This is a genomic window from Pseudomonas sp. DL, from assembly GCF_047199225.1.
Lineage (GTDB): Bacteria > Pseudomonadota > Gammaproteobacteria > Pseudomonadales > Pseudomonadaceae > Pseudomonas > Pseudomonas aeruginosa.
Window position 1 is genome coordinate 4,577,450 of sequence record NZ_CP178323.1, and the last position, 17,274, is coordinate 4,594,723.

The 17,274-nt window shown below is 61.9% G+C and carries 20 protein-coding genes and 1 tRNA gene; 3 read left to right on the forward strand and 18 right to left on the reverse strand.

All coding sequences use genetic code 11. The features are described from left to right. Window positions 1-292: 292 nt before the first annotated feature. The 15 genes from ACI766_RS21310 to aspS all read right to left on the reverse strand — a co-directional run bounded on the left by ACI766_RS21310 (window position 293) and on the right by aspS (window position 12,266). Window positions 293-368: transfer RNA gene (locus tag ACI766_RS21310), tRNA-Lys, on the reverse strand. A gap of 59 nt (window positions 369-427) precedes the next feature. Continuing rightward, window positions 428-1,102, reverse strand: a complete 675-nt coding sequence (queC, locus tag ACI766_RS21315) for a 7-cyano-7-deazaguanine synthase QueC (protein WP_003111415.1) — start codon at window positions 1,100-1,102, stop codon at window positions 428-430. Between the two features lie 15 nt (window positions 1,103-1,117). Beyond that, window positions 1,118-1,765 (reverse strand): 7-carboxy-7-deazaguanine synthase QueE, encoded by a 648-nt coding sequence (gene queE, locus ACI766_RS21320; RefSeq protein ID WP_003112571.1) that lies wholly within the window; start codon window positions 1,763-1,765, stop codon window positions 1,118-1,120. 219 nt (window positions 1,766-1,984) lie between these two features. After that, window positions 1,985-2,809 (reverse strand): tol-pal system protein YbgF, encoded by an 825-nt coding sequence (ybgF, locus tag ACI766_RS21325; RefSeq protein ID WP_003120698.1) that lies wholly within the window; start codon window positions 2,807-2,809, stop codon window positions 1,985-1,987. A gap of 9 nt (window positions 2,810-2,818) precedes the next feature. Then, on the reverse strand, window positions 2,819-3,325 hold the full coding sequence (gene pal / locus ACI766_RS21330) for a peptidoglycan-associated lipoprotein Pal (RefSeq protein WP_003111417.1): 507 nt from the start codon (window positions 3,323-3,325) through the stop codon (window positions 2,819-2,821). A 52-nt stretch (window positions 3,326-3,377) separates the two neighbouring features. Then, window positions 3,378-4,676 carry a Tol-Pal system beta propeller repeat protein TolB gene (gene tolB / locus ACI766_RS21335; protein WP_003086128.1) on the reverse strand — a complete coding sequence of 433 codons (1,299 nt, stop codon included), beginning with the start codon at window positions 4,674-4,676 and terminating at the stop codon, window positions 3,378-3,380. Beyond that, window positions 4,673-5,716: a cell envelope integrity protein TolA gene (gene tolA, locus ACI766_RS21340; protein WP_023105492.1), complete on the reverse strand. Its 1,044-nt coding sequence runs from the start codon at window positions 5,714-5,716 to the stop codon at window positions 4,673-4,675. The genes tolB and tolA overlap by 4 nt, the downstream gene beginning before the upstream one ends. Window positions 5,717-5,718: 2 nt before the next feature. Next, on the reverse strand, window positions 5,719-6,159 hold the full coding sequence (tolR, locus tag ACI766_RS21345) for a protein TolR (RefSeq protein WP_003086126.1): 441 nt from the start codon (window positions 6,157-6,159) through the stop codon (window positions 5,719-5,721). 22 nt (window positions 6,160-6,181) lie between these two features. Beyond that, the gene (gene tolQ, locus ACI766_RS21350) at window positions 6,182-6,877 is read right to left on the reverse strand and encodes a protein TolQ (RefSeq protein ID WP_003086125.1); all 696 of its coding nucleotides are present in this window, start codon (window positions 6,875-6,877) and stop codon (window positions 6,182-6,184) included. Window position 6,878: 1 nt separating this feature from the next. Next, window positions 6,879-7,325 carry a tol-pal system-associated acyl-CoA thioesterase gene (gene ybgC / locus ACI766_RS21355; protein ID WP_003086124.1) on the reverse strand — a complete coding sequence of 149 codons (447 nt, stop codon included), beginning with the start codon at window positions 7,323-7,325 and terminating at the stop codon, window positions 6,879-6,881. A gap of 52 nt (window positions 7,326-7,377) precedes the next feature. After that, complete coding sequence (ruvB, locus tag ACI766_RS21360) at window positions 7,378-8,436, reverse strand: Holliday junction branch migration DNA helicase RuvB (RefSeq protein ID WP_003086123.1); 1,059 nt, start codon at window positions 8,434-8,436, stop codon at window positions 7,378-7,380. A 10-nt stretch (window positions 8,437-8,446) separates the two neighbouring features. Continuing rightward, window positions 8,447-9,052 carry a Holliday junction branch migration protein RuvA gene (ruvA, locus tag ACI766_RS21365; protein ID WP_003086122.1) on the reverse strand — a complete coding sequence of 202 codons (606 nt, stop codon included), beginning with the start codon at window positions 9,050-9,052 and terminating at the stop codon, window positions 8,447-8,449. A gap of 16 nt (window positions 9,053-9,068) precedes the next feature. Next, window positions 9,069-9,593 (reverse strand): crossover junction endodeoxyribonuclease RuvC, encoded by a 525-nt coding sequence (gene ruvC / locus ACI766_RS21370; protein ID WP_003112575.1) that lies wholly within the window; start codon window positions 9,591-9,593, stop codon window positions 9,069-9,071. 84 nt (window positions 9,594-9,677) lie between these two features. Further along, a complete protein-coding gene (locus ACI766_RS21375; protein WP_003086107.1) occupies window positions 9,678-10,424 on the reverse strand; it encodes a YebC/PmpR family DNA-binding transcriptional regulator in 747 nt (248 codons plus the stop codon). 66 nt (window positions 10,425-10,490) lie between these two features. Further along, on the reverse strand, window positions 10,491-12,266 hold the full coding sequence (aspS, locus tag ACI766_RS21380) for an aspartate--tRNA ligase (protein WP_003123218.1): 1,776 nt from the start codon (window positions 12,264-12,266) through the stop codon (window positions 10,491-10,493). 439 nt (window positions 12,267-12,705) lie between these two features. Between aspS and ACI766_RS21385 the strand changes: the two genes are divergently transcribed. Continuing rightward, window positions 12,706-13,176, forward strand: coding sequence for a Dps family protein (locus tag ACI766_RS21385; protein ID WP_003086103.1), 471 nt, complete (start codon window positions 12,706-12,708; stop codon window positions 13,174-13,176). A gap of 214 nt (window positions 13,177-13,390) precedes the next feature. After that, window positions 13,391-14,005 carry a cold-shock protein gene (locus ACI766_RS21390; protein ID WP_003106665.1) on the forward strand — a complete coding sequence of 205 codons (615 nt, stop codon included), beginning with the start codon at window positions 13,391-13,393 and terminating at the stop codon, window positions 14,003-14,005. Between the two features lie 48 nt (window positions 14,006-14,053). Here ACI766_RS21390 and ACI766_RS21395 read toward each other — a convergent pair whose 3' ends face one another. Together ACI766_RS21395 and ACI766_RS21400 are read right to left on the reverse strand one after the other, a co-directional pair. Further along, a complete protein-coding gene (locus ACI766_RS21395; protein ID WP_003086099.1) occupies window positions 14,054-14,263 on the reverse strand; it encodes a SlyX family protein in 210 nt (69 codons plus the stop codon). Beyond that, on the reverse strand, window positions 14,264-14,692 hold the full coding sequence (locus ACI766_RS21400; protein WP_003107742.1) for an HIT family protein: 429 nt from the start codon (window positions 14,690-14,692) through the stop codon (window positions 14,264-14,266). Between the two features lie 718 nt (window positions 14,693-15,410). On the opposite strand from ACI766_RS21400, the gene oprD reads away from it, so the two are divergent. Further along, window positions 15,411-16,742, forward strand: a complete 1,332-nt coding sequence (gene oprD, locus ACI766_RS21405) for an outer membrane porin OprD (protein ID WP_003112576.1) — start codon at window positions 15,411-15,413, stop codon at window positions 16,740-16,742. 63 nt (window positions 16,743-16,805) lie between these two features. On the opposite strand, the gene ACI766_RS21410 is transcribed toward oprD, so the two are convergent. Continuing rightward, a complete protein-coding gene (locus ACI766_RS21410) occupies window positions 16,806-17,213 on the reverse strand; it encodes a PaaI family thioesterase (protein WP_003086091.1) in 408 nt (135 codons plus the stop codon). Window positions 17,214-17,274 lie beyond the last annotated feature (61 nt).

Genomic DNA, 17,274 nt, shown 5'->3' on the forward strand with positions numbered 1-17,274 from the left:
ATCTGGAATTACCGAGAGCGCCTGGGTTCCAGCGCCGGCGTGCTGGCAGAGCCGCGCAATTTCAAGGCCAACACCGCAGTACCCGCTGTAATCGCTGATTACGTCGAGGGCGCATTGCTACGCCTGCAGAGTGGTTTCAGGGCCTTAGAAACAGAAAAACCCACCTAAATAGGCGGGCTATTCCATATTGACATCACGTCAATGCGGGCCTAATGTTCGGCCCAGACGGCTGCTGGACAAGTAAAAGGTGCAACACCCCTTCCTAGGCCTGTGCAACTCGCCCCTTCGAAAATGGTGGGTCGTGTAGGATTCGAACCTACGACCAATTGGTTAAAAGCCAACTGCTCTACCGACTGAGCTAACGACCCAACGCGAGGCGTATAATACTGATTTCTAACGTAAAAACAACACCCCTCGTGAATTTTTTTCAGAAATATGGCGTCGGGTCGGAAATACCAGCCGCCGCGAAGCCATCCGCACGCAGCCGGCAGCTATCGCATTTGCCGCACGCACGTCCCTGCTCATCGGCTTGATAACAGGACACCGTCAGGCCGTAATCCACCCCACGCGCCACGCCCGCCTGGATGATCTGCGCCTTGGACAGATACTGCAGCGGCGCCTGGATGCGAAAGCCATTGCCTTCCACGCCCGCCTTGGTTGCCAGGTTCGCCATGCGTTCGAAAGCCTCGACGAACTCAGGGCGACAATCCGGATAACCAGAGTAATCCACCGCATTCACACCGATGAAGATGTCACGGGCATCCAGGACCTCGGCCCAGCCCAGGGCGAGCGAGAGGAACACCGTATTGCGCGCCGGCACGTAAGTCACCGGTATACCTTCGCTAGGCGACTCGGGCACCGCGATGCTCTCGTCGGTCAATGCCGAGCCGCCCATGCCATTGAGGTCGAGCCCTATCACCTTGTGCTCGATCACGCCCAACTGCCGGGCCACGCGCTCGGCGGCCTGCAGCTCGGCGCGATGGCGCTGGCCGTAGTCGAAACTCATGGTGTAGCAGGCGTAGCCGTCGGCCTTGGCCATGGCGACAACGGTGGCGGAGTCGAGGCCGCCGGAGAGCAGGATGACCGCTTTCTTCTGGTTCATGATGAATTCCTCGTCTCAATGGCCCGGTTCGTCGTTCCAGAGAATCTTGTGCAGTTGCAATTGCAGGCGGACCGGCAGGTTGTCGGCCACGATCCAATCGGCCAGTTCTCGCGCGCTGACCTGATGGTGGCTCGGCGAGAACAGGACTTCACCGGCACGCTGGTCGAGGCGGTACTCGATCAGCTTGGATACCGCCCAGTCGTAGTCCTCTCGCGAACAGACGACGAACTTCACCTGATCGTTGTCGGTCAGCAACGGGATATTTTCGTATCGGTTGCGTCCGACCTCGCCAGATCCCGGCGTCTTGAGGTCGAGAACCTTGCTTACGCGCGGGTCGACCCGTGACACGTCGAGAGCCCCGCTGGTTTCCAGGGAAACCTCGTAGCCGGCGTCGCAGAGCCGTTCCAGCAGAGAGATGCAATTCGGCTGGGCCAGCGGCTCCCCGCCGGTCACGCAGATGTAGCGGGGCTTGTAGGCGGCAACCCGCTCGAAAATGGCGTCCAGGCTAACGACGTCGCCGCCGCTGAAGGCATAGGCGGTATCGCAATAGTGACAGCGCAAGGGGCAGCCGGTCAGGCGCACGAAGACCGTCGGCAAGCCGGCGGTACGTGTTTCCCCCTGCAACGAGTAGAAAATCTCGGTGATGCGCAGGGTCTGTTGCATATTCAGCCACGGGCGTGACGACTGAACAGGTCGTCCGCCTCCGTTGCGGTAAATGAAGGAACGCCACGGGACGTATCCTGTCGTGGCGCTCGAAATCCCGGAAGGTCTCGCGTGGAGAGGCACGAAGATCAGCCGAGCTGAAACCATGCAGCTTCACGGGGGCGCCGATTCTAACGAAAAAACCCGCGACAGGCGCGGGTTTGTTCATCGGGAACGGGATCAGCGAAGGTTCTTGAGATCGCGCTGCGCCAGTTGAGCGGCCGAAGTGCCTGGGTACTGGGAAATGACCTGCTGGAGGATACCCTTGGCCTTGTCGTTGTTACCCAGGCGACGCTCGACGTCCGCCAGCTTGTACAGAGAGTCGGGCACCTTCTGGCTGCTGGGGTAGCTCTGGCTGACCCGCGCGAAGGCCTGGCCGGCACCTTGCAGGTCGCCCTTGGCCAGGTTCACCTCGCCGAGCCAGTACTGGGCGTTGCCGGAGTACTGGCTGTTCGGGTACTTGCGCAAGAAGGCATTGAACGCCTGGCTCGCCTTGTCGAAATCCTTGCTCTTTATCAGGTCGAAGGCCGCATCGTAGTAGAGCTTCTCCTTCGCCGGGTCGCCCGGCTCGCTGCTCGGCGCCGGTGCGTTGTTGCCTGCGGGAGCCGCAGGCGCCCCATTGGCGTTGATGGCGCCAGCGGGTGCGGAATTCTGTGCAGCGGGAGCGCCACCACCGGAAATCCGACGGTCGAGGTCCTGGTAGCGTTCCAGGCTTTCCTGCTTGAGCTGCTGGATCTGGTTCTGCTGCTCCTCGAGCGTGCCACGCAGGCGAGCCAACTCGTCCTGCATCTGCTGGAGCTGCATGAACAGTTCGCCCTGCACGGAGGTGGGGGTTGTCACCCCACCTCCGGCAAAGGCGCCGCCGGCACCTGCCGTGCCATACCCGGAAGGAGGAACGTTGCCGCCATTGTTGGCGGCAACGCCGTCATACACAGGAACTTCCGCCCAGGCCGCTAATGGCAGGCTGAGCGCGAGGAACGTCAGGACACGCAGGTGCTTGGGCATAACGACTTCTTACTTCTTCAGCTCGACGCGACGGTTCTGAGCCCAGGACTGCTCGTCGTGGCCGGTAGCGACCGGACGCTCTTTACCATAGGAAACCAGTTCCAGCTGGGCCGGCGAAACACCCTGCAGCACCAGGTAGCGCTGAACGGCCTTGGCACGACGCTCGCCCAGAGCCATGTTGTACTCGCGGGTGCCGCGTTCGTCGGTGTGGCCTTCCAGCACTACGCGCTGACCGCTGCCTTTCAGGTCTTTCGCGTGTACGTCCAGAGCGCGCATGGCTTCCGGCTTCAGGTCGGAGCTGTCGTACTCGAAGTAGAAGGTGGTGATCGCACGCAGAGCGGCTTCGTCGCTCAGGCTGCCGTCAACGGCACCGCTGTTGGCGCCATAGCCTGCGTTCGGGTCGACGCCGCCATTGGCACCTTCACCGGAAGCATCGCCGCCCTTGGAGGAGCAACCCACAGCCACAGCCATGGCCAGAGCCAGCGCAGCAAATTTGCCGAATTTCAGCATTTCCATCATGTAACTCCTAATGAACCCCAGTGTATAAGTTTGTAACCGTTGGCGACCGTCAGTTCAGGTAAGGGGACCAGGAAGGCTCGCGCACATCGCCCTGAGCGGTAGGGAGAGGTATCCGTACGCGTCCGTTGATGGATACGAGCATCAGCACGCCCCGGTCCTGCTGGCGGGTGGCGTAGATTAGCATGGTGCCATTGGGCGCAACAGTGGGCGAATCGTCCAGAGTGGTGTTCGACAGCACCCGCAGATTGCCGCGCTGGAGGTCCTGGGCGGCGATCTGGAAGTTGGTGTAGCCCTGCTGGCGGTGGACCATTACCAGGGTCTTCTCGTCGGCCGAGAGTTTCGGGTTGGCGTTGTAGTTGCCGATGAAGGTTACCCGGTCCACGGCACCGCTGTTCACGTTCATCTTGTAGATCTGCGGCTTGCCGCCACGGTCCGAGGTGAAGTACAGGGTAGAGCCGTCCTTGCCCCAGAAGGGTTCGGTATCGATCGCCAGGTTGTTGGTCAGGCGGCGCAGTGCGCGGCTGCCAAGGTCCATGACGTAGATTTCCGGGTTGCCGTCGCGCGACAGGACGAAGGCCAGGCGGTTGCCGTCAGGGGAGAATGCCGGAGCGCCATTCAGGCCCTCGAAATTGGTGATCTGCTCACGACGGCCAGTATCGACGTACTGGATGAAGATACGCGGGCGCTTCTGTTCGAAGGAGACATAGGCGATACGGCGGCCATCGGGCGAGAAGCGCGGCGACACGATGGGCTCGCGCGACTGCAGCAGGGTCACCGGGCGGGCGCCGTCGTAGTCGGAGCGCTGCAAGGTGTAGCGGGTGTTGTCGACCGAGAAACGCTCGGCGGTGACATAGAGCATCTTGGTGGAGAACGCGCCCTTGATACCGGTGAGCTTCTCGAACGACTGGTCGGCGATGTAGTGCGACATGTCGCGGAGCTGATCGGTGCTGCCGGTCACGCTGCCGGTCAGGACCTGCTGCTCGGTGCCGACATCGAACAATGCGTACTGCACCTGCAGGCGTCCGCCGGCAGGCACGATGTTGCCGACCATCACGTAGTTGACGCCAACTGCCTTCCAGTCACGGAAGATCACTTCGCTGGCCTGCGCCGGCTGGCTGATCATGTTCTGCCGGGGCAGCGGCTCGAAGTAGCCGGAGTTGCGCAGGTCGTTGCCGATGATATTGGACATGTCTTCCGGCAACACGTTGCCCCCCTGGAAGCCGAACGGCACCACGGCGATGGGAATGGCACGGTCGTTACCGCTGGAGATCACCAGCGGGTCGGCAGCCTGCGCAGCACCTGCCACCAGGGCCAGGGCGAACAGCGCAATGCGAATCAGGGTACTCACAGACTCAAATCCTCCGGTTTAAAGATGATGCGGCGCTGACGATACAGGCTGTCGAAGGTAGCCCGCGGCAATTGCTGCATCTCGGGAATACGGCCGACGTTGCGCACCGCCGCCACCGCCGAACTGTCGAAAGGCTTGTCGCCACTCGAACGGCTGACGCTGGCATTGGTGATGGTACCGTCCGGCAGCATTTCGATCAGTACTTCTACGCTCATTCCATTACGCGCCGATGGAGGACGCCGCCACTGCTGGCTCACCAGGTTGACGATCAGGTCGTCGAGACTGCCGGTGACCTCGCTGCCCACCTCGTCGGCCAGGGCCTGCTGGCGCTCGGTCGTATCCGAAAGCAACTCGGCCAATGCCTGCGCCTTCTTGTCCTCGGCAGCCTTGCGGGCTGCCGCGGCAGCGGCGGCGGCCTTTTTCTTGGCGGCCTCGACGGCAGCTTTCTTCTTCGCCGCTTCCGCAGCAGCCTTCTTCTTGGCCTCCTCGGCCGCTTTCTTCTTCGCGTCCTCGGCTGCCTTTTTCTTGGCGTCCTCAGCGGCCTTTTTCTTGGCCTCGTCCTCGGCGCGCTTCTTGGCTATGTCAACCTGCTTCTTCTGTTCGGCGGCCTTGGCCTCGGCAGCTTTCTTGGCTTCATCGGCCTTTTTCGCCTCGGCGGCTTTCTGGGCCTCGGCCTTTCGAGCCTCGTCAGCCTTCTTTTGTTCCGCCGCTTTCGCAGCAGCGACCTGCTGCTGTTCCAGCTTTTGTTGCTCGAGTTTCTGCTGCTCGAGCTTCTTCTGTTCGAGCTGCTCGACTTCGTATTGCTTGGAGGCGGTCTTCTTCGCCTCGCCAGCGATCTTCTGGTTGGTCTGTGTCGTCGCCTGGCTCTTCGACTTGAGCTGGTAGAGCGTGGCCTGCACGATCGGCTTGGAGGGAGGAAGCTCCGGAGCAAACGCCCAGCTGACGAACAGCATGGCGAAGATCAGAACGTGCAGGACCACCGCCAGGACGACGGGCCAGAAATAACTCTCGGAAGGCGAGCGTTCGAACTGTTGCTTCAAGATCAGGGGGCCTCGGTAATCAACCCGACGTTGGGCACACCGGCCTGCTGCAAGGCACCCATGGCGCCAACCACCGCACCATAGTTCACCGCCTTGTCGCCGCGGATGAATACCTGGGTGTCCGGACGGGCACTCATGATCTTGGTGACTGCATCGGTCATCTGTTCCAACGACACGGCACTATCGGTCTGTTTTTCAGTATCCACTTCGCTGCCGACGTTCCAGTAATAGGAACCGTCGGCCTTCACCGAAAGGGTCAGGACCTGCTTGTTGTTGTCCTGAGGCAACGCCTCGCTGGACACCTTCGGCAGGTCGACCTTGACCCCCTGGTTAAGCATCGGTGCGGTCACCATGAAAATCACCAGCAGTACCAGCATCACGTCGATGTAAGGCACCACGTTCATTTCCGCGACCGGCTTGCGCTTGTGACGAACCCTTGCCATATCGGCTTACCTCTCAGTCGTCTTAGTCGTCGCTGGTGTGCACCTTGCGGTGCAGGATGGCCTGGAACTCGTCGGCGAAGGTGTAGTAACGACCGATCAGCATCTCAGAACGTGCGGAGAAGCGGTTGTAGGCGATGACCGCCGGGATCGCGGCGAACAGGCCGATGGCGGTAGCGATCAGCGCTTCGGCGATACCCGGGGCGACGGTGGCCAGGGTTGCCTGCTGCACGGTGGCCAGGCCACGGAAGGAGTTCATGATACCCCAGACGGTACCGAACAGGCCGACGTACGGGCTGGTGGAACCGACGGTTGCCAGGAATGGCAGGCTGGCTTCGAGTTTCTCCTCCTCACGGGAGATGGCCACACGCATGGCGCGCGCCACGCCCTCCATCACCGCATCGGGATCGACGCCGGGCTGCTGGCGCAGACGGGAAAACTCCTTGAAGCCGGCACGGAAGATCTGCTCGACGCCGGAGTCCGGGTCCGGATTGCTACCGGCCTGGCGGTACAGCTTGGACAGGTCGATGCCCGACCAGAAGCGTTCTTCGAAAGCATCCAGTGCCTTCTTGGCGGCGCGCATGGCATTGCCGCGCTGGAAAATCATGATCCAGGATGTGACCGAGGCGGCCACGAGGGTCAGCATGACCAGCTGCACCACGATACTGGCGTTGCTGATCAGGCTCCACATGGAGGTATGGTCGACGACGTTCGGTTCCACTTTAATCTCCTGCTGAAAAAGAATCCGGGCTTCCGGCAAAAGCCGCACGCAACGTTTCGGGGATAGCACGTGGCTTCAGGGTGTCCGCTCGCACGCACGCCACCAGGAACCGCCCCTCGCAGAGCAGGACGGAGTCCGACGCTCGACGAACCTGTTGACGAAACTTCAGGCTCGCCCGGTTCAACTCCTCGACCTCGGCGCTGACAAGCAGTTCATCATCGAGCTTGGCCGGGGCGTGGTAACGCGCCTCGGCGGAGTGCACGACGAACAGCAGATTGTCGCCGACCAGTTGCGATTGGGCGAACCCCAAAGCTCGCAGCCGCTCGGTCCGAGCCCGTTCCATGAACTTGAGATAGTTGACGTAATAGACGATGCCGCCGGCATCCGTGTCCTCGTAATAGACCCGGAAACGCTGCTGGAACGGCTTTCCCCCGTGTTGCGCGCGCATACTCTAGAACCAAGTCCCGGCTTTGCCAATCGGCAATCGCCCACAAATGCAATTAATTACCATCTTCAGACGTGAACAGATCCGTCGTCACCCCCGGCCCCAACCTTTTCGGAATATTCAGGCCAAAGTGCAGGTACGCATGGCGTGTTACCACGCGCCCCCGCGGTGTCCGCATGATGTAGCCCTGCTGGATCAGATAGGGCTCCAGTACATCTTCGATCGTGTGCCGCTCCTCGCTCAACGCCGCAGCCAAGTTGTCGATTCCTACAGGCCCGCCATCGAACTTGTCGATCATGGTCAGCAACAGACGACGGTCGAGGTGGTCGAAGCCACGCTCGTCCACATCGAGCAGGTTCAATGCCTTGTCGGCGATCACCCGGGTAATGTCGCCCTGCCCCCGGACCTCGGCGAAGTCGCGTACCCGGCGCAGCAGGCGATTGGCGATTCGCGGCGTACCGCGGGCGCGCTTGGCGATTTCCGCCGCGCCCTGCGGCTCGATCTCCAGGCCGAGAATGCCGGCCGACCGACTGACGATGGTCGCCAGGTCCTCGACGTTGTAGAACTCCAGGCGCTGGACGATACCGAAGCGATCGCGCAGTGGATTGGTCAGCATGCCGGCACGGGTGGTCGCGCCGACCAGGGTGAACGGCGGCAGGTCCAGCTTGATGGAGCGGGCCGCGGGCCCTTCGCCGATCATGATGTCCAGCTGGAAATCTTCCATGGCCGGATACAGCACTTCTTCGACGATGGGCGAAAGACGGTGGATCTCGTCGACGAACAGGACGTCGCCGGCCTCCAGGTTGGTCAGCAACGCGGCGAGATCGCCGGGACGCTCGAGCACCGGCCCGGAAGTACTCTTGATGGAAACGCCCATTTCCTGGGCGATGATATTCGCCAGGGTCGTCTTGCCCAGCCCCGGCGGACCGAAGATCAGCGTATGGTCGAGCGCCTCCTGGCGGCCGCGCGCGGCATGGATGAACAGCTCCATCTGCTCGCGCACGCTGGGCTGGCCGATGTAGTCGGCCAGCTTCAGCGGGCGAATGGCGCGGTCCAGCTGCTCATCGCGTTCGCGACCGGAAACGGCGGATATGAGGCGATCAGGCTCGATCATCGGGCGCCACCTAGACCATGCCCTTCAGGGCCTGGCGGATCATTTCTTCGCTGGACAAATCCTCTCCCGGTACGGCTGCGACGGCACGACTGGCTTCCTGTGGCTTGAAGCCGAGGGCGATCAGCGCGCTGACTGCATCGGCCTCGGCGCTTGAGACTGTAGCGCTGGCACGGGGTTCCATCACCAACGGTGCAATCGTGGGCATGTTTTCCCAAGCCTTGAAGCGGTCCTTCAACTCCACCAGCAGGCGCTCGGCGGTCTTCTTGCCAACACCGGGGATCTTCACCAGGGTGGAGGTGTCCTGTGCCTGGACGCAACGCACCAGTTCGTCCACTTCCAGGCCCGACATCAGCGCCAGGGCCAGTTTCGGACCCACGCCGTTGAGCCGGATCAGCTCACGGAACAGCTCTCGCTCGCGCTTTTCGGCGAAGCCATAGAGCAAGTGCGCATCCTCACGCACAACCAGATGGGTATGCAAGGTCACCGGCTCGCCCACCGAAGGCAACCGATAGAGGGTCGTCATCGGCACTTCCACTTCATAGCCGACGCCATTCACATCGAGGATCAGGTGTGGCGGCTGTTTCTCCGCCAGGGTGCCACGCAAGCGTCCGATCACGAAGAGCTTTCCTTATTCAAAGACGCAGGCGCCCGCCACGTCGGCGTGCGCCCACCAGGCCATGGGGGACCAGACTCTGTTGGGTATGGGCATGACACAGGGCGATGGCCAGGGCGTCGGAAGCATCTATCTGCGGTTTCTGGGTCAGCTTCAACAGATGCATGACCATCATCTGCACCTGCTGCTTGTCTGCACCGCCGGTCCCCACGACTGCCTGCTTGACCTGCGAGGCGGTGTACTCCGCCACGCTCAACCCCTCCTCCATTGCCGCGACGATGGCCGCCCCCCGCGCCTGCCCCAGCTTCAGGGCCGAATCGGCGTTGCGCGCCATGAACACCTGCTCGATGCTCAGGGCCGTCGGGCCATGGGTGCGGATCACCTCGCGGACGCTGCGAAACACCACGTGTAGACGCTCGTGCAAGGGGCCATTACCGGTCCGTATACATCCGGACGCCACGTATTCGCAACCGCGCGCCGTTTCCCGCACCACGCCGAAGCCGGTGATGCGCGAGCCCGGGTCAATCCCTAGAATCAAAGTCATAAGCTGGATACTAAAAGCCGGAAGCGGGGTTCGAACGCATCAAGCGTACCCCACTTCCGGCTTCGCGTTATCGCTCCGATCGGCTCAGCCGAGCTGCGCCATCACGTCGTCCGGGATATCGGCATTGGAATAGACGTTCTGCACGTCGTCCAGGTCCTCGAGCATGTCGATCAGCTTGAGCACCTTCTGCGCGGTTTCCAGGTCCAGGGTCGCGGTGGTCGAAGGGATCATGGTGACTTCGGCTTCGTCGCCCTTGAATCCGGCGGCGGCCAGCGCCTCGTTCACCGAAATGAAGTCGGCGAAGGTGGTGAACACGTCGATGGAGCCATCGTCGTTGACTACCACGTCATCGGCGCCAGCCTCCAGGGCCGCGTCCATCAGCGCTTCCTCGTCCACGCCGGGAGCGAAGCTGATCTGTCCCTTGCGCTCGAACATGTAGGCGACCGAACCATCGGTGCCCAGGTTGCCGCCACACTTGCTGAAGGCATGACGCACTTCGGCAGCGGTACGGTTGCGGTTGTCGGTCATCGCCTCGACGATGATCGCTACGCCGCTCGGCGCATAACCTTCATAGGAAAGCTCGACCATGTTGTCGGCATCGTTGGAGCCGACGCCGCGCGCAATGGCACGATCGATGGTATCGCGGGTCATGTTGGCGGTCAGCGCCTTGTCCACGGCCAGGCGCAGACGCGGGTTGTCCGCCGGGACGCCGCCGCCCTGCCTTGCAGCGACGGTCAGCTCACGGATCAGCTTGGTAAAGATCTTGCCTTTCTTGGCATCTTGCCGCTCTTTGCGGTGCTTGATGTTGGCCCATTTAGAATGACCAGCCATAACTCACTCCGTATTGCTCTCTCGGCAGGAGGCGCCGCAAGCGGCGCCTCCGCGGGTTGATTCGAATCACTCGGCCTTCGGCTGCTCGCGCAGGCGAATGTGCAGCTCGCGCAGGGCCTTGCCGTCCACGGAACCCGGTGCCTGGGTCATGACGTCGCCAGCGCTCTGGGTCTTCGGGAAGGCGATCACTTCGCGGATAGACGATGCACCGGTCATCAGCATGACCAGGCGATCCAGGCCGAAGGCCAGGCCGCCATGCGGCGGCGCACCGTACTTGAGCGCGTCGAGCAGGAAGCCGAATTTCTCTTCCTGTTCCGCCTCGTCGATGCCCAGCACACGGAACACCGCCTGCTGCATGGACTTGTCATGGATACGGATGGAACCGCCACCCAGCTCGGTACCGTTGAGCACCATGTCGTAGGCGCGGGAAAGTGCCGCGCCCGGATTGGCCTCAAGCTCAGCCGGGGTGCACTTGGGCGAGGTGAACGGGTGGTGCAGCGCGGACAGCGAGCCGTCGTCGTTCTCCTCGAACATCGGGAAGTCCACGACCCACATGGGCGCCCACTCCCGGGTGAGCAGCTTGAGGTCATGGCCGACCTTGATACGCAGCGCGCCCAGGGCATCGCAAACGATCTTGGCCTTGTCGGCGCCAAAGAACACGATGTCGCCGTCGACCGCGCCAACGCGATCGAGGATCACGTTCAGGTTGGCCTCGGGGATGAACTTCACGATCGGCGACTGCAGGCCTTCCACGCCCTTGGCGCGCTCGTTGACCTTGATGTAGGCCAGGCCCTTGGCACCATAGATGCCGACGAACTTGGTGTAGTCGTCGATCTGGCTGCGCGGCATGGAGGCGGCGCCCGGTACACGCAGGGCGGCGACACGCCCCTTCGGATCGTTGGCCGGACCGGAGAAGACCTTGAACTCCACTTCCTTCAACTGGTCGGCGACGTCCACCAACTCCAGCGGGATGCGCAGGTCGGGCTTGTCCGAACCGTAGCGGCGCATGGCCTCTTCGAACGGCATGTGCGGGAACTCGTCGAACTCGACATCCAGCACTTCCTTGAACAGCTGGCGCACCATCTTCTCGGTGATGCCGATGATGTCGCTCTCGTCGAGGAAGCTGGTCTCGATGTCGATCTGGGTGAATTCCGGCTGGCGGTCGGCACGCAGGTCCTCGTCACGGAAGCACTTGGCGATCTGGTAGTAGCGATCGAAGCCGGCGACCATCAGCAGTTGCTTGAACAGCTGTGGCGACTGCGGCAGGGCGAAGAAGTGGCCCGGGTAGGTACGGCTCGGCACCAGGTAATCGCGCGCGCCTTCCGGCGTCGGCCGGCCGAGGATCGGGGTCTCGACGTCGAGGAAGCCGTTGTCGTCCAGGTAGCGGCGAATGCTGCTGGTGATGCGCGCACGCAGCTTCAGCTTGGCGGCCATCTCCGGACGACGCAGGTCGATGAAGCGGTAGCGCAGGCGCGTTTCCTCGCCCACATCGGAATATTCATCCAACGGGAACGGCGGAGTCTCGGCCTGGTTCAGCACTTCCAGTTCGTAGCCCAGTACCTCGATGGAGCCAGACGCCATGTTCGGGTTGCGCGCGCCTTCAGGGCGCAGGCGCACCTTGCCGGTGATCTTCACCACGAACTCGCTGCGCACCCGGTCGGCCTTGGCGAAGGTTTCCGCACGGTCCGGATCGAACACCACCTGGGCCAGCCCCTCGCGATCGCGCACATCGAGGAAGATCACTCCACCATGGTCGCGGCGGCGGTGAACCCAACCGCAAAGGGTGACTTCCTGGCCGTCCAGGCTCTCGTTCAGTTGGCCGCAATAGTGGCTGCGCATCATGGTGTGGTTCGCTTCTCGTAAGTCTTGGATTCTGTGGAGCCGCCGGCTGCCTGGCGACCATTGCCGGGCTCTCGCCGGCCCTGACCGAGCACCGGAACCATCGGTACGCCCCCGGAAGGACATCTCCCGCGCTGCCCGGTGAACGGCAACGGCGAAGCACCCGCATCCGGGCCCACTTCGCATTGAAGGCGGGGATTATAGCCTGAAAAATCCATGGCTTGCAGCCAGCCCCGCCGGCCTGTCACGCGGGAAGCCAGGCCGTTGAACGGAAGCATTTCGCCTCCCCCTGCGAACCATTCGCTTGACCGGGCAGTCGGAATAGATTCTCCCTATCGCCGCCTTTGACATAGACCAAGAGCGCTGGGAAAAACCCTGTGTTAGCCTCACTCCAACTGTTTCGGAGTGCCCCATTCACAAGGCCGACTGAAAGGAGAACGCCATGGAAATCAATATCGGAATCGGCGAACAGGATCGCGCAGCCATTGCCGAGGGCCTGTCGCGGCTACTGGCCGACACCTACACCCTCTACCTGAAAACCCACAACTTCCACTGGAACGTCACCGGCCCGATGTTCAACACGTTGCACCTGATGTTCGAAGGCCAGTACACCGAACTGGCCGTTGCCGTGGACGACATCGCCGAGCGCATCCGGGCCCTGGGCTTCCCGGCGCCCGGCACCTACGCCGCCTACGCCCGCCTGTCGTCCATCAAGGAGGAGGAAGGCGTTCCGGAAGCCGAGGAGATGATCCGGCAACTGGTCCAGGGCCAGGAAGCCGTGGTGCGCACCGCCCGCAGCATCTTCCCGCTGCTGGACAAGGTCAGCGACGAACCCACCGCCGACCTGCTCACCCAACGTATGCAGGTGCATGAAAAGACCGCCTGGATGTTGCGCAGCCTTCTTGCCAGCTGATCGTCGATCGCTCGATAGAAAGCGGGGCCCGCCTCAGGGTCCCGCCCTCCCCCTCCGGCGCCAACCGCTTGATTTGAGTAGCCTCCTGCTTTCCTGTTAAATAGCCGCCGTGCGTCACGCGCATAGGCCGGCCTTCCTTCCGCACCTTTCGTTTCATGCACCGAAGCGCTGTCCGGCTACTTGATCGTTACCCCATCAAGGTGAACTCATTGACATGTTGAAAATCGTCCTTCTGGTCACGGGCGTCGCCGCCCTATTGCTGTCCTTCATTCCCAGCCTAAGAACCGAAGCCACACCCTTCCTGCAACATCCCGATGCCATCTACCTGGCCATTCTGGGCCTGATCAACCTGCTCTTCGCTCCCGTACTGCAATCGTCACATCCAACCCGCCCGCTGCAGGCCGGCGCAGCCGCCCTGCTGGTCCTGGGCGTCGTCCTGCAGGCACTGATCCTGCTGGCGCCGCTGCCGACCATCGCCGACCAGCCGGCGATCGTCCTGCCCCTGCTAAGCCTGGTGCTGGCCACGGCCCTGCAACTGGCGGGCAGCCTGAAACCCGGCAAGCCGGTCTCGCGCAGCGCCAGCGCCCCGGCAGCCCTCGGCGGCAGCCAGGACAGCGGCAACCGGGAGACCGGTACCGTGAAGTGGTTCAACACCTCAAAAGGTTTCGGCTTCATTTCCCGCGATTCGGGCGAGGACATCTTCGTCCACTTCCGAGCGATTCGCGGCGAAGGCCACCGCATCCTCATCGAAGGCCAGCGCGTGGAGTTCTCGGTGGTACAACGGGACAAGGGCCTGCAGGCGGAAGACGTGATCGCCTCCCGCCGCTGACCGCCGCGAAAAACAGAAAACCCGCCGAACGGCGGGTTTTTTGTGCATTCAATAATGGGGAGGAGGCGCTTCGTCTTCCCCCGCCTCGCCCACCAGCCCCTGGACGTCTTCCAGACGCTTGATCAATGCCGCGACCTGAAGCTGCAGTCGCTCGATGCTGCGCTGCTGCTCGACCACCACATCGTTGAGAGCCTGCAAAGTGTCATCCTGGAAAGCCTGGCGGCATTCCAGGTCATCCATGCGCGCGTCCAGCTCCATCTAGGCCTCCCCGGCAAAACGGAAGCCGTCGGTCAGCACCATCCGCAACTTGCCGCGGATCGCCTCGACCTGCTCGGAAGAATAAGGCCGAGCCGGATGGCGCCCCCAGACAGGGCCGGGCCAGGCGTCGTCACCACGTCGCCGGACGATCACGTGCATGTGAAGCTGGCTGACCACATTGCCCAGGTTAGCGACATTCATCTTGTCCGCACGGAAGGTGTCCTTGAGGACCTCTGCCAGCAGCGTGGCCTCGCGCCACAGCGCCTGCCGGTCATCGACATCGAGCTGGAACAGCTCGGTGACATCCTCCCGCCTCGGCACCAGGATGAACCACGGATAGCGGGCATCGTTCATCAGCAGCAGGCGGCTGAGGGGAAAGTCGCCGAGCAACAGGGTGTCCTGCTCCAGCCGGGGATCCAAAGCGAACATACTGACCTCTCCTGTTCGACCGTCGTTCATGGACAGCTTAGCCCCTCCCTCCGGGAAGGGCCCCGCCGTAACTGCCGCGCAGGATACTTCGCCGCCCGGCCAAAGCAAGCCCACACATCCGCCCGCCCCAGCTTGGCGCGCCTCTCCAGCCGAACGCCCCATAAGATGCCGGCCAAATGAATACAGCGCGACGCCGAACATAAGACATGCCGTGGATACAAACGCATTCGCCACAGACAACTCGATGGCAACCAACCCTTGAAGCAGACGGATTACAATCAGGTTTCAAAGCATAATTCGTTTGCTTTCAAACAGAATAGCCTCGCTCTCGAAGAGACCAACTGGAATACATAGGCGAAGCCATTTTCCAATTTGTGCACGGAGTTTGCTTATACCTCTTTCATCACAGTAAGAGGGGCCGTACGGAACATGACATTTTTATTACAAGGCCCCGCCAATCGGGAAAAGCGACTTGAGAAGCGACCTCAACAAGAGTGACCAACCCCGCGACATACGTCATTTTTTCAACTGCGCACCTACGCAGATGCGACATGCGTCATGCAATTTTGCGACAGCACGGTAAAGAATCCGTCGCTTCGGAACCTCAACTATCGCCAAGAAACACTGCGTGCTATAAGTTAGCGCCGACAAGAAGAACTAGCCGTCACTGCGGCACTGTGATGGCAGAGATAATTTCAAAACCAAAGGAGCAATCACAATGAAAGTGATGAAGTGGAGCGCCATTGCACTGGCGGTTTCCGCAGGTAGCACTCAGTTCGCCGTGGCCGACGCATTCGTCAGCGATCAGGCCGAAGCGAAGGGGTTCATCGAAGACAGCAGCCTCGACCTGCTGCTCCGCAACTACTATTTCAACCGTGACGGCAAGAGCGGCAGCGGGGACCGCGTCGACTGGACCCAAGGCTTCCTCACCACCTATGAATCCGGCTTCACCCAAGGCACTGTGGGCTTCGGCGTCGATGCCTTCGGCTACCTGGGCCTGAAGCTCGACGGCACCTCCGACAAGACCGGCACCGGCAACCTGCCGGTGATGAACGACGGCAAGCCGCGCGATGACTACAGCCGCGCCGGCGGCGCCGTGAAGGTGCGCATCTCCAAGACCATGCTGAAGTGGGGCGAGATGCAACCGACCGCCCCGGTCTTCGCCGCTGGCGGCAGCCGCCTGTTCCCGCAGACCGCGACCGGCTTCCAGCTGCAGAGCAGCGAATTCGAAGGGCTCGACCTCGAGGCAGGCCACTTCACCGAGGGCAAGGAGCCGACCACCGTCAAATCGCGTGGCGAACTCTATGCCACCTACGCAGGCGAGACCGCCAAGAGCGCCGATTTCATTGGGGGCCGCTACGCAATCACCGATAACCTCAGCGCCTCCCTGTACGGCGCCGAACTCGAAGACATCTATCGCCAGTATTACCTGAACAGCAACTACACCATCCCACTGGCATCCGACCAATCGCTGGGCTTCGATTTCAACATCTACCGCACAAACGATGAAGGCAAGGCCAAGGCCGGCGACATCAGCAACACCACTTGGTCCCTGGCGGCAGCCTACACTCTGGATGCGCACACTTTCACCTTGGCCTACCAGAAGGTCCATGGCGATCAGCCGTTTGATTATATCGGCTTCGGCCGCAACGGCTCTGGCGCAGGTGGCGACTCGATTTTCCTCGCCAACTCTGTCCAGTACTCCGACTTCAACGGCCCTGGCGAGAAATCCTGGCAGGCTCGCTACGACCTGAACCTAGCCTCCTATGGCGTTCCCGGCCTGACTTTCATGGTCCGCTATATCAATGGCAAGGACATCGATGGCACCAAGATGTCTGACAACAACGTCGGCTATAAGAACTACGGCTACGGCGAGGATGGCAAGCACCACGAAACCAACCTCGAAGCCAAGTACGTGGTCCAGTCCGGTCCGGCCAAGGACCTGTCGTTCCGCATCCGCCAGGCCTGGCACCGTGCCAACGCCGACCAGGGCGAAGGCGACCAGAACGAGTTCCGCCTGATCGTCGACTATCCGCTGTCGATCCTGTAATCGACCGACAGGCAACGAAAAAACCCGGCATCGCCGGGTTTTTTCTTCTTGGCGGCAACGCGCCTATAAAGGAAGGGCGTAGGTACCGGTGACATGGGCCACCAGGTCTTCCTCATTACTCTGCGAAAACACCCCGACCTCGCAGACGACCTGGCGCCGCCCCAGCTTGAGGATGCTCGCCTCGGCCAACAGGTCCTCGGGCCTGGGCTTGCTGAGGAAGTTGATGTTCAGGTTCGAGGTCACGGCCATCTCGACCGCCCCGAGACGCCCGAGAATGACCGCGTACATCGCCGCGTCGGCCAGCGCCATGATGGTCGGGCCGGACAGCGTTCCACCGGGACGCACCAGCTTGCCGTGAAAAGGTATGCGCGCCAGCGCATGTCGTTCGTCGAGACGCTCGACACGAAAATCGATGTCCTCGGCCATGGGTAGCCCCATGCGGATCAACGCCTGTACCTGCGCCGCGTTCATTGCCTGCTGACTCCTCATCATCGATGGCCGGCGCCCTGTACGCAGCCAGACCGGCACCGTA

Excerpts from the sequence above, each read along its gene's own strand:
- ACI766_RS21375 (WP_003086107.1), bottom strand. The coding sequence starts at position 10,424 with ATGGCTGGTCATTCTAAATGGGCCAACATCAAGCACCGCAAAGAGCGG.
- pal (WP_003111417.1), bottom strand. The coding sequence starts at position 3,325 with ATGGAAATGCTGAAATTCGGCAAATTTGCTGCGCTGGCTCTGGCCATG.
- ruvB (WP_003086123.1), bottom strand. The coding sequence starts at position 8,436 with ATGATCGAGCCTGATCGCCTCATATCCGCCGTTTCCGGTCGCGAACGC.
- ybgC (WP_003086124.1), bottom strand. The coding sequence starts at position 7,325 with ATGCGCGCGCAACACGGGGGAAAGCCGTTCCAGCAGCGTTTCCGGGTC.
- ACI766_RS21400 (WP_003107742.1), bottom strand. The coding sequence starts at position 14,692 with ATGTTCGCTTTGGATCCCCGGCTGGAGCAGGACACCCTGTTGCTCGGC.
- ACI766_RS21385 (WP_003086103.1), top strand. The coding sequence starts at position 12,706 with ATGGAAATCAATATCGGAATCGGCGAACAGGATCGCGCAGCCATTGCC.
- ACI766_RS21390 (WP_003106665.1), top strand. The coding sequence starts at position 13,391 with ATGTTGAAAATCGTCCTTCTGGTCACGGGCGTCGCCGCCCTATTGCTG.
- ACI766_RS21410 (WP_003086091.1), bottom strand. The coding sequence starts at position 17,213 with ATGAACGCGGCGCAGGTACAGGCGTTGATCCGCATGGGGCTACCCATG.
- queE (WP_003112571.1), bottom strand. The coding sequence starts at position 1,765 with ATGCAACAGACCCTGCGCATCACCGAGATTTTCTACTCGTTGCAGGGG.
- ACI766_RS21395 (WP_003086099.1), bottom strand. The coding sequence starts at position 14,263 with ATGGAGCTGGACGCGCGCATGGATGACCTGGAATGCCGCCAGGCTTTC.
- tolR (WP_003086126.1), bottom strand. The coding sequence starts at position 6,159 with ATGGCAAGGGTTCGTCACAAGCGCAAGCCGGTCGCGGAAATGAACGTG.
- queC (WP_003111415.1), bottom strand. The coding sequence starts at position 1,102 with ATGAACCAGAAGAAAGCGGTCATCCTGCTCTCCGGCGGCCTCGACTCC.
- ybgF (WP_003120698.1), bottom strand. The coding sequence starts at position 2,809 with ATGCCCAAGCACCTGCGTGTCCTGACGTTCCTCGCGCTCAGCCTGCCA.
- aspS (WP_003123218.1), bottom strand. The coding sequence starts at position 12,266 with ATGATGCGCAGCCACTATTGCGGCCAACTGAACGAGAGCCTGGACGGC.
- oprD (WP_003112576.1), top strand. The coding sequence starts at position 15,411 with ATGAAAGTGATGAAGTGGAGCGCCATTGCACTGGCGGTTTCCGCAGGT.
- ruvC (WP_003112575.1), bottom strand. The coding sequence starts at position 9,593 with ATGACTTTGATTCTAGGGATTGACCCGGGCTCGCGCATCACCGGCTTC.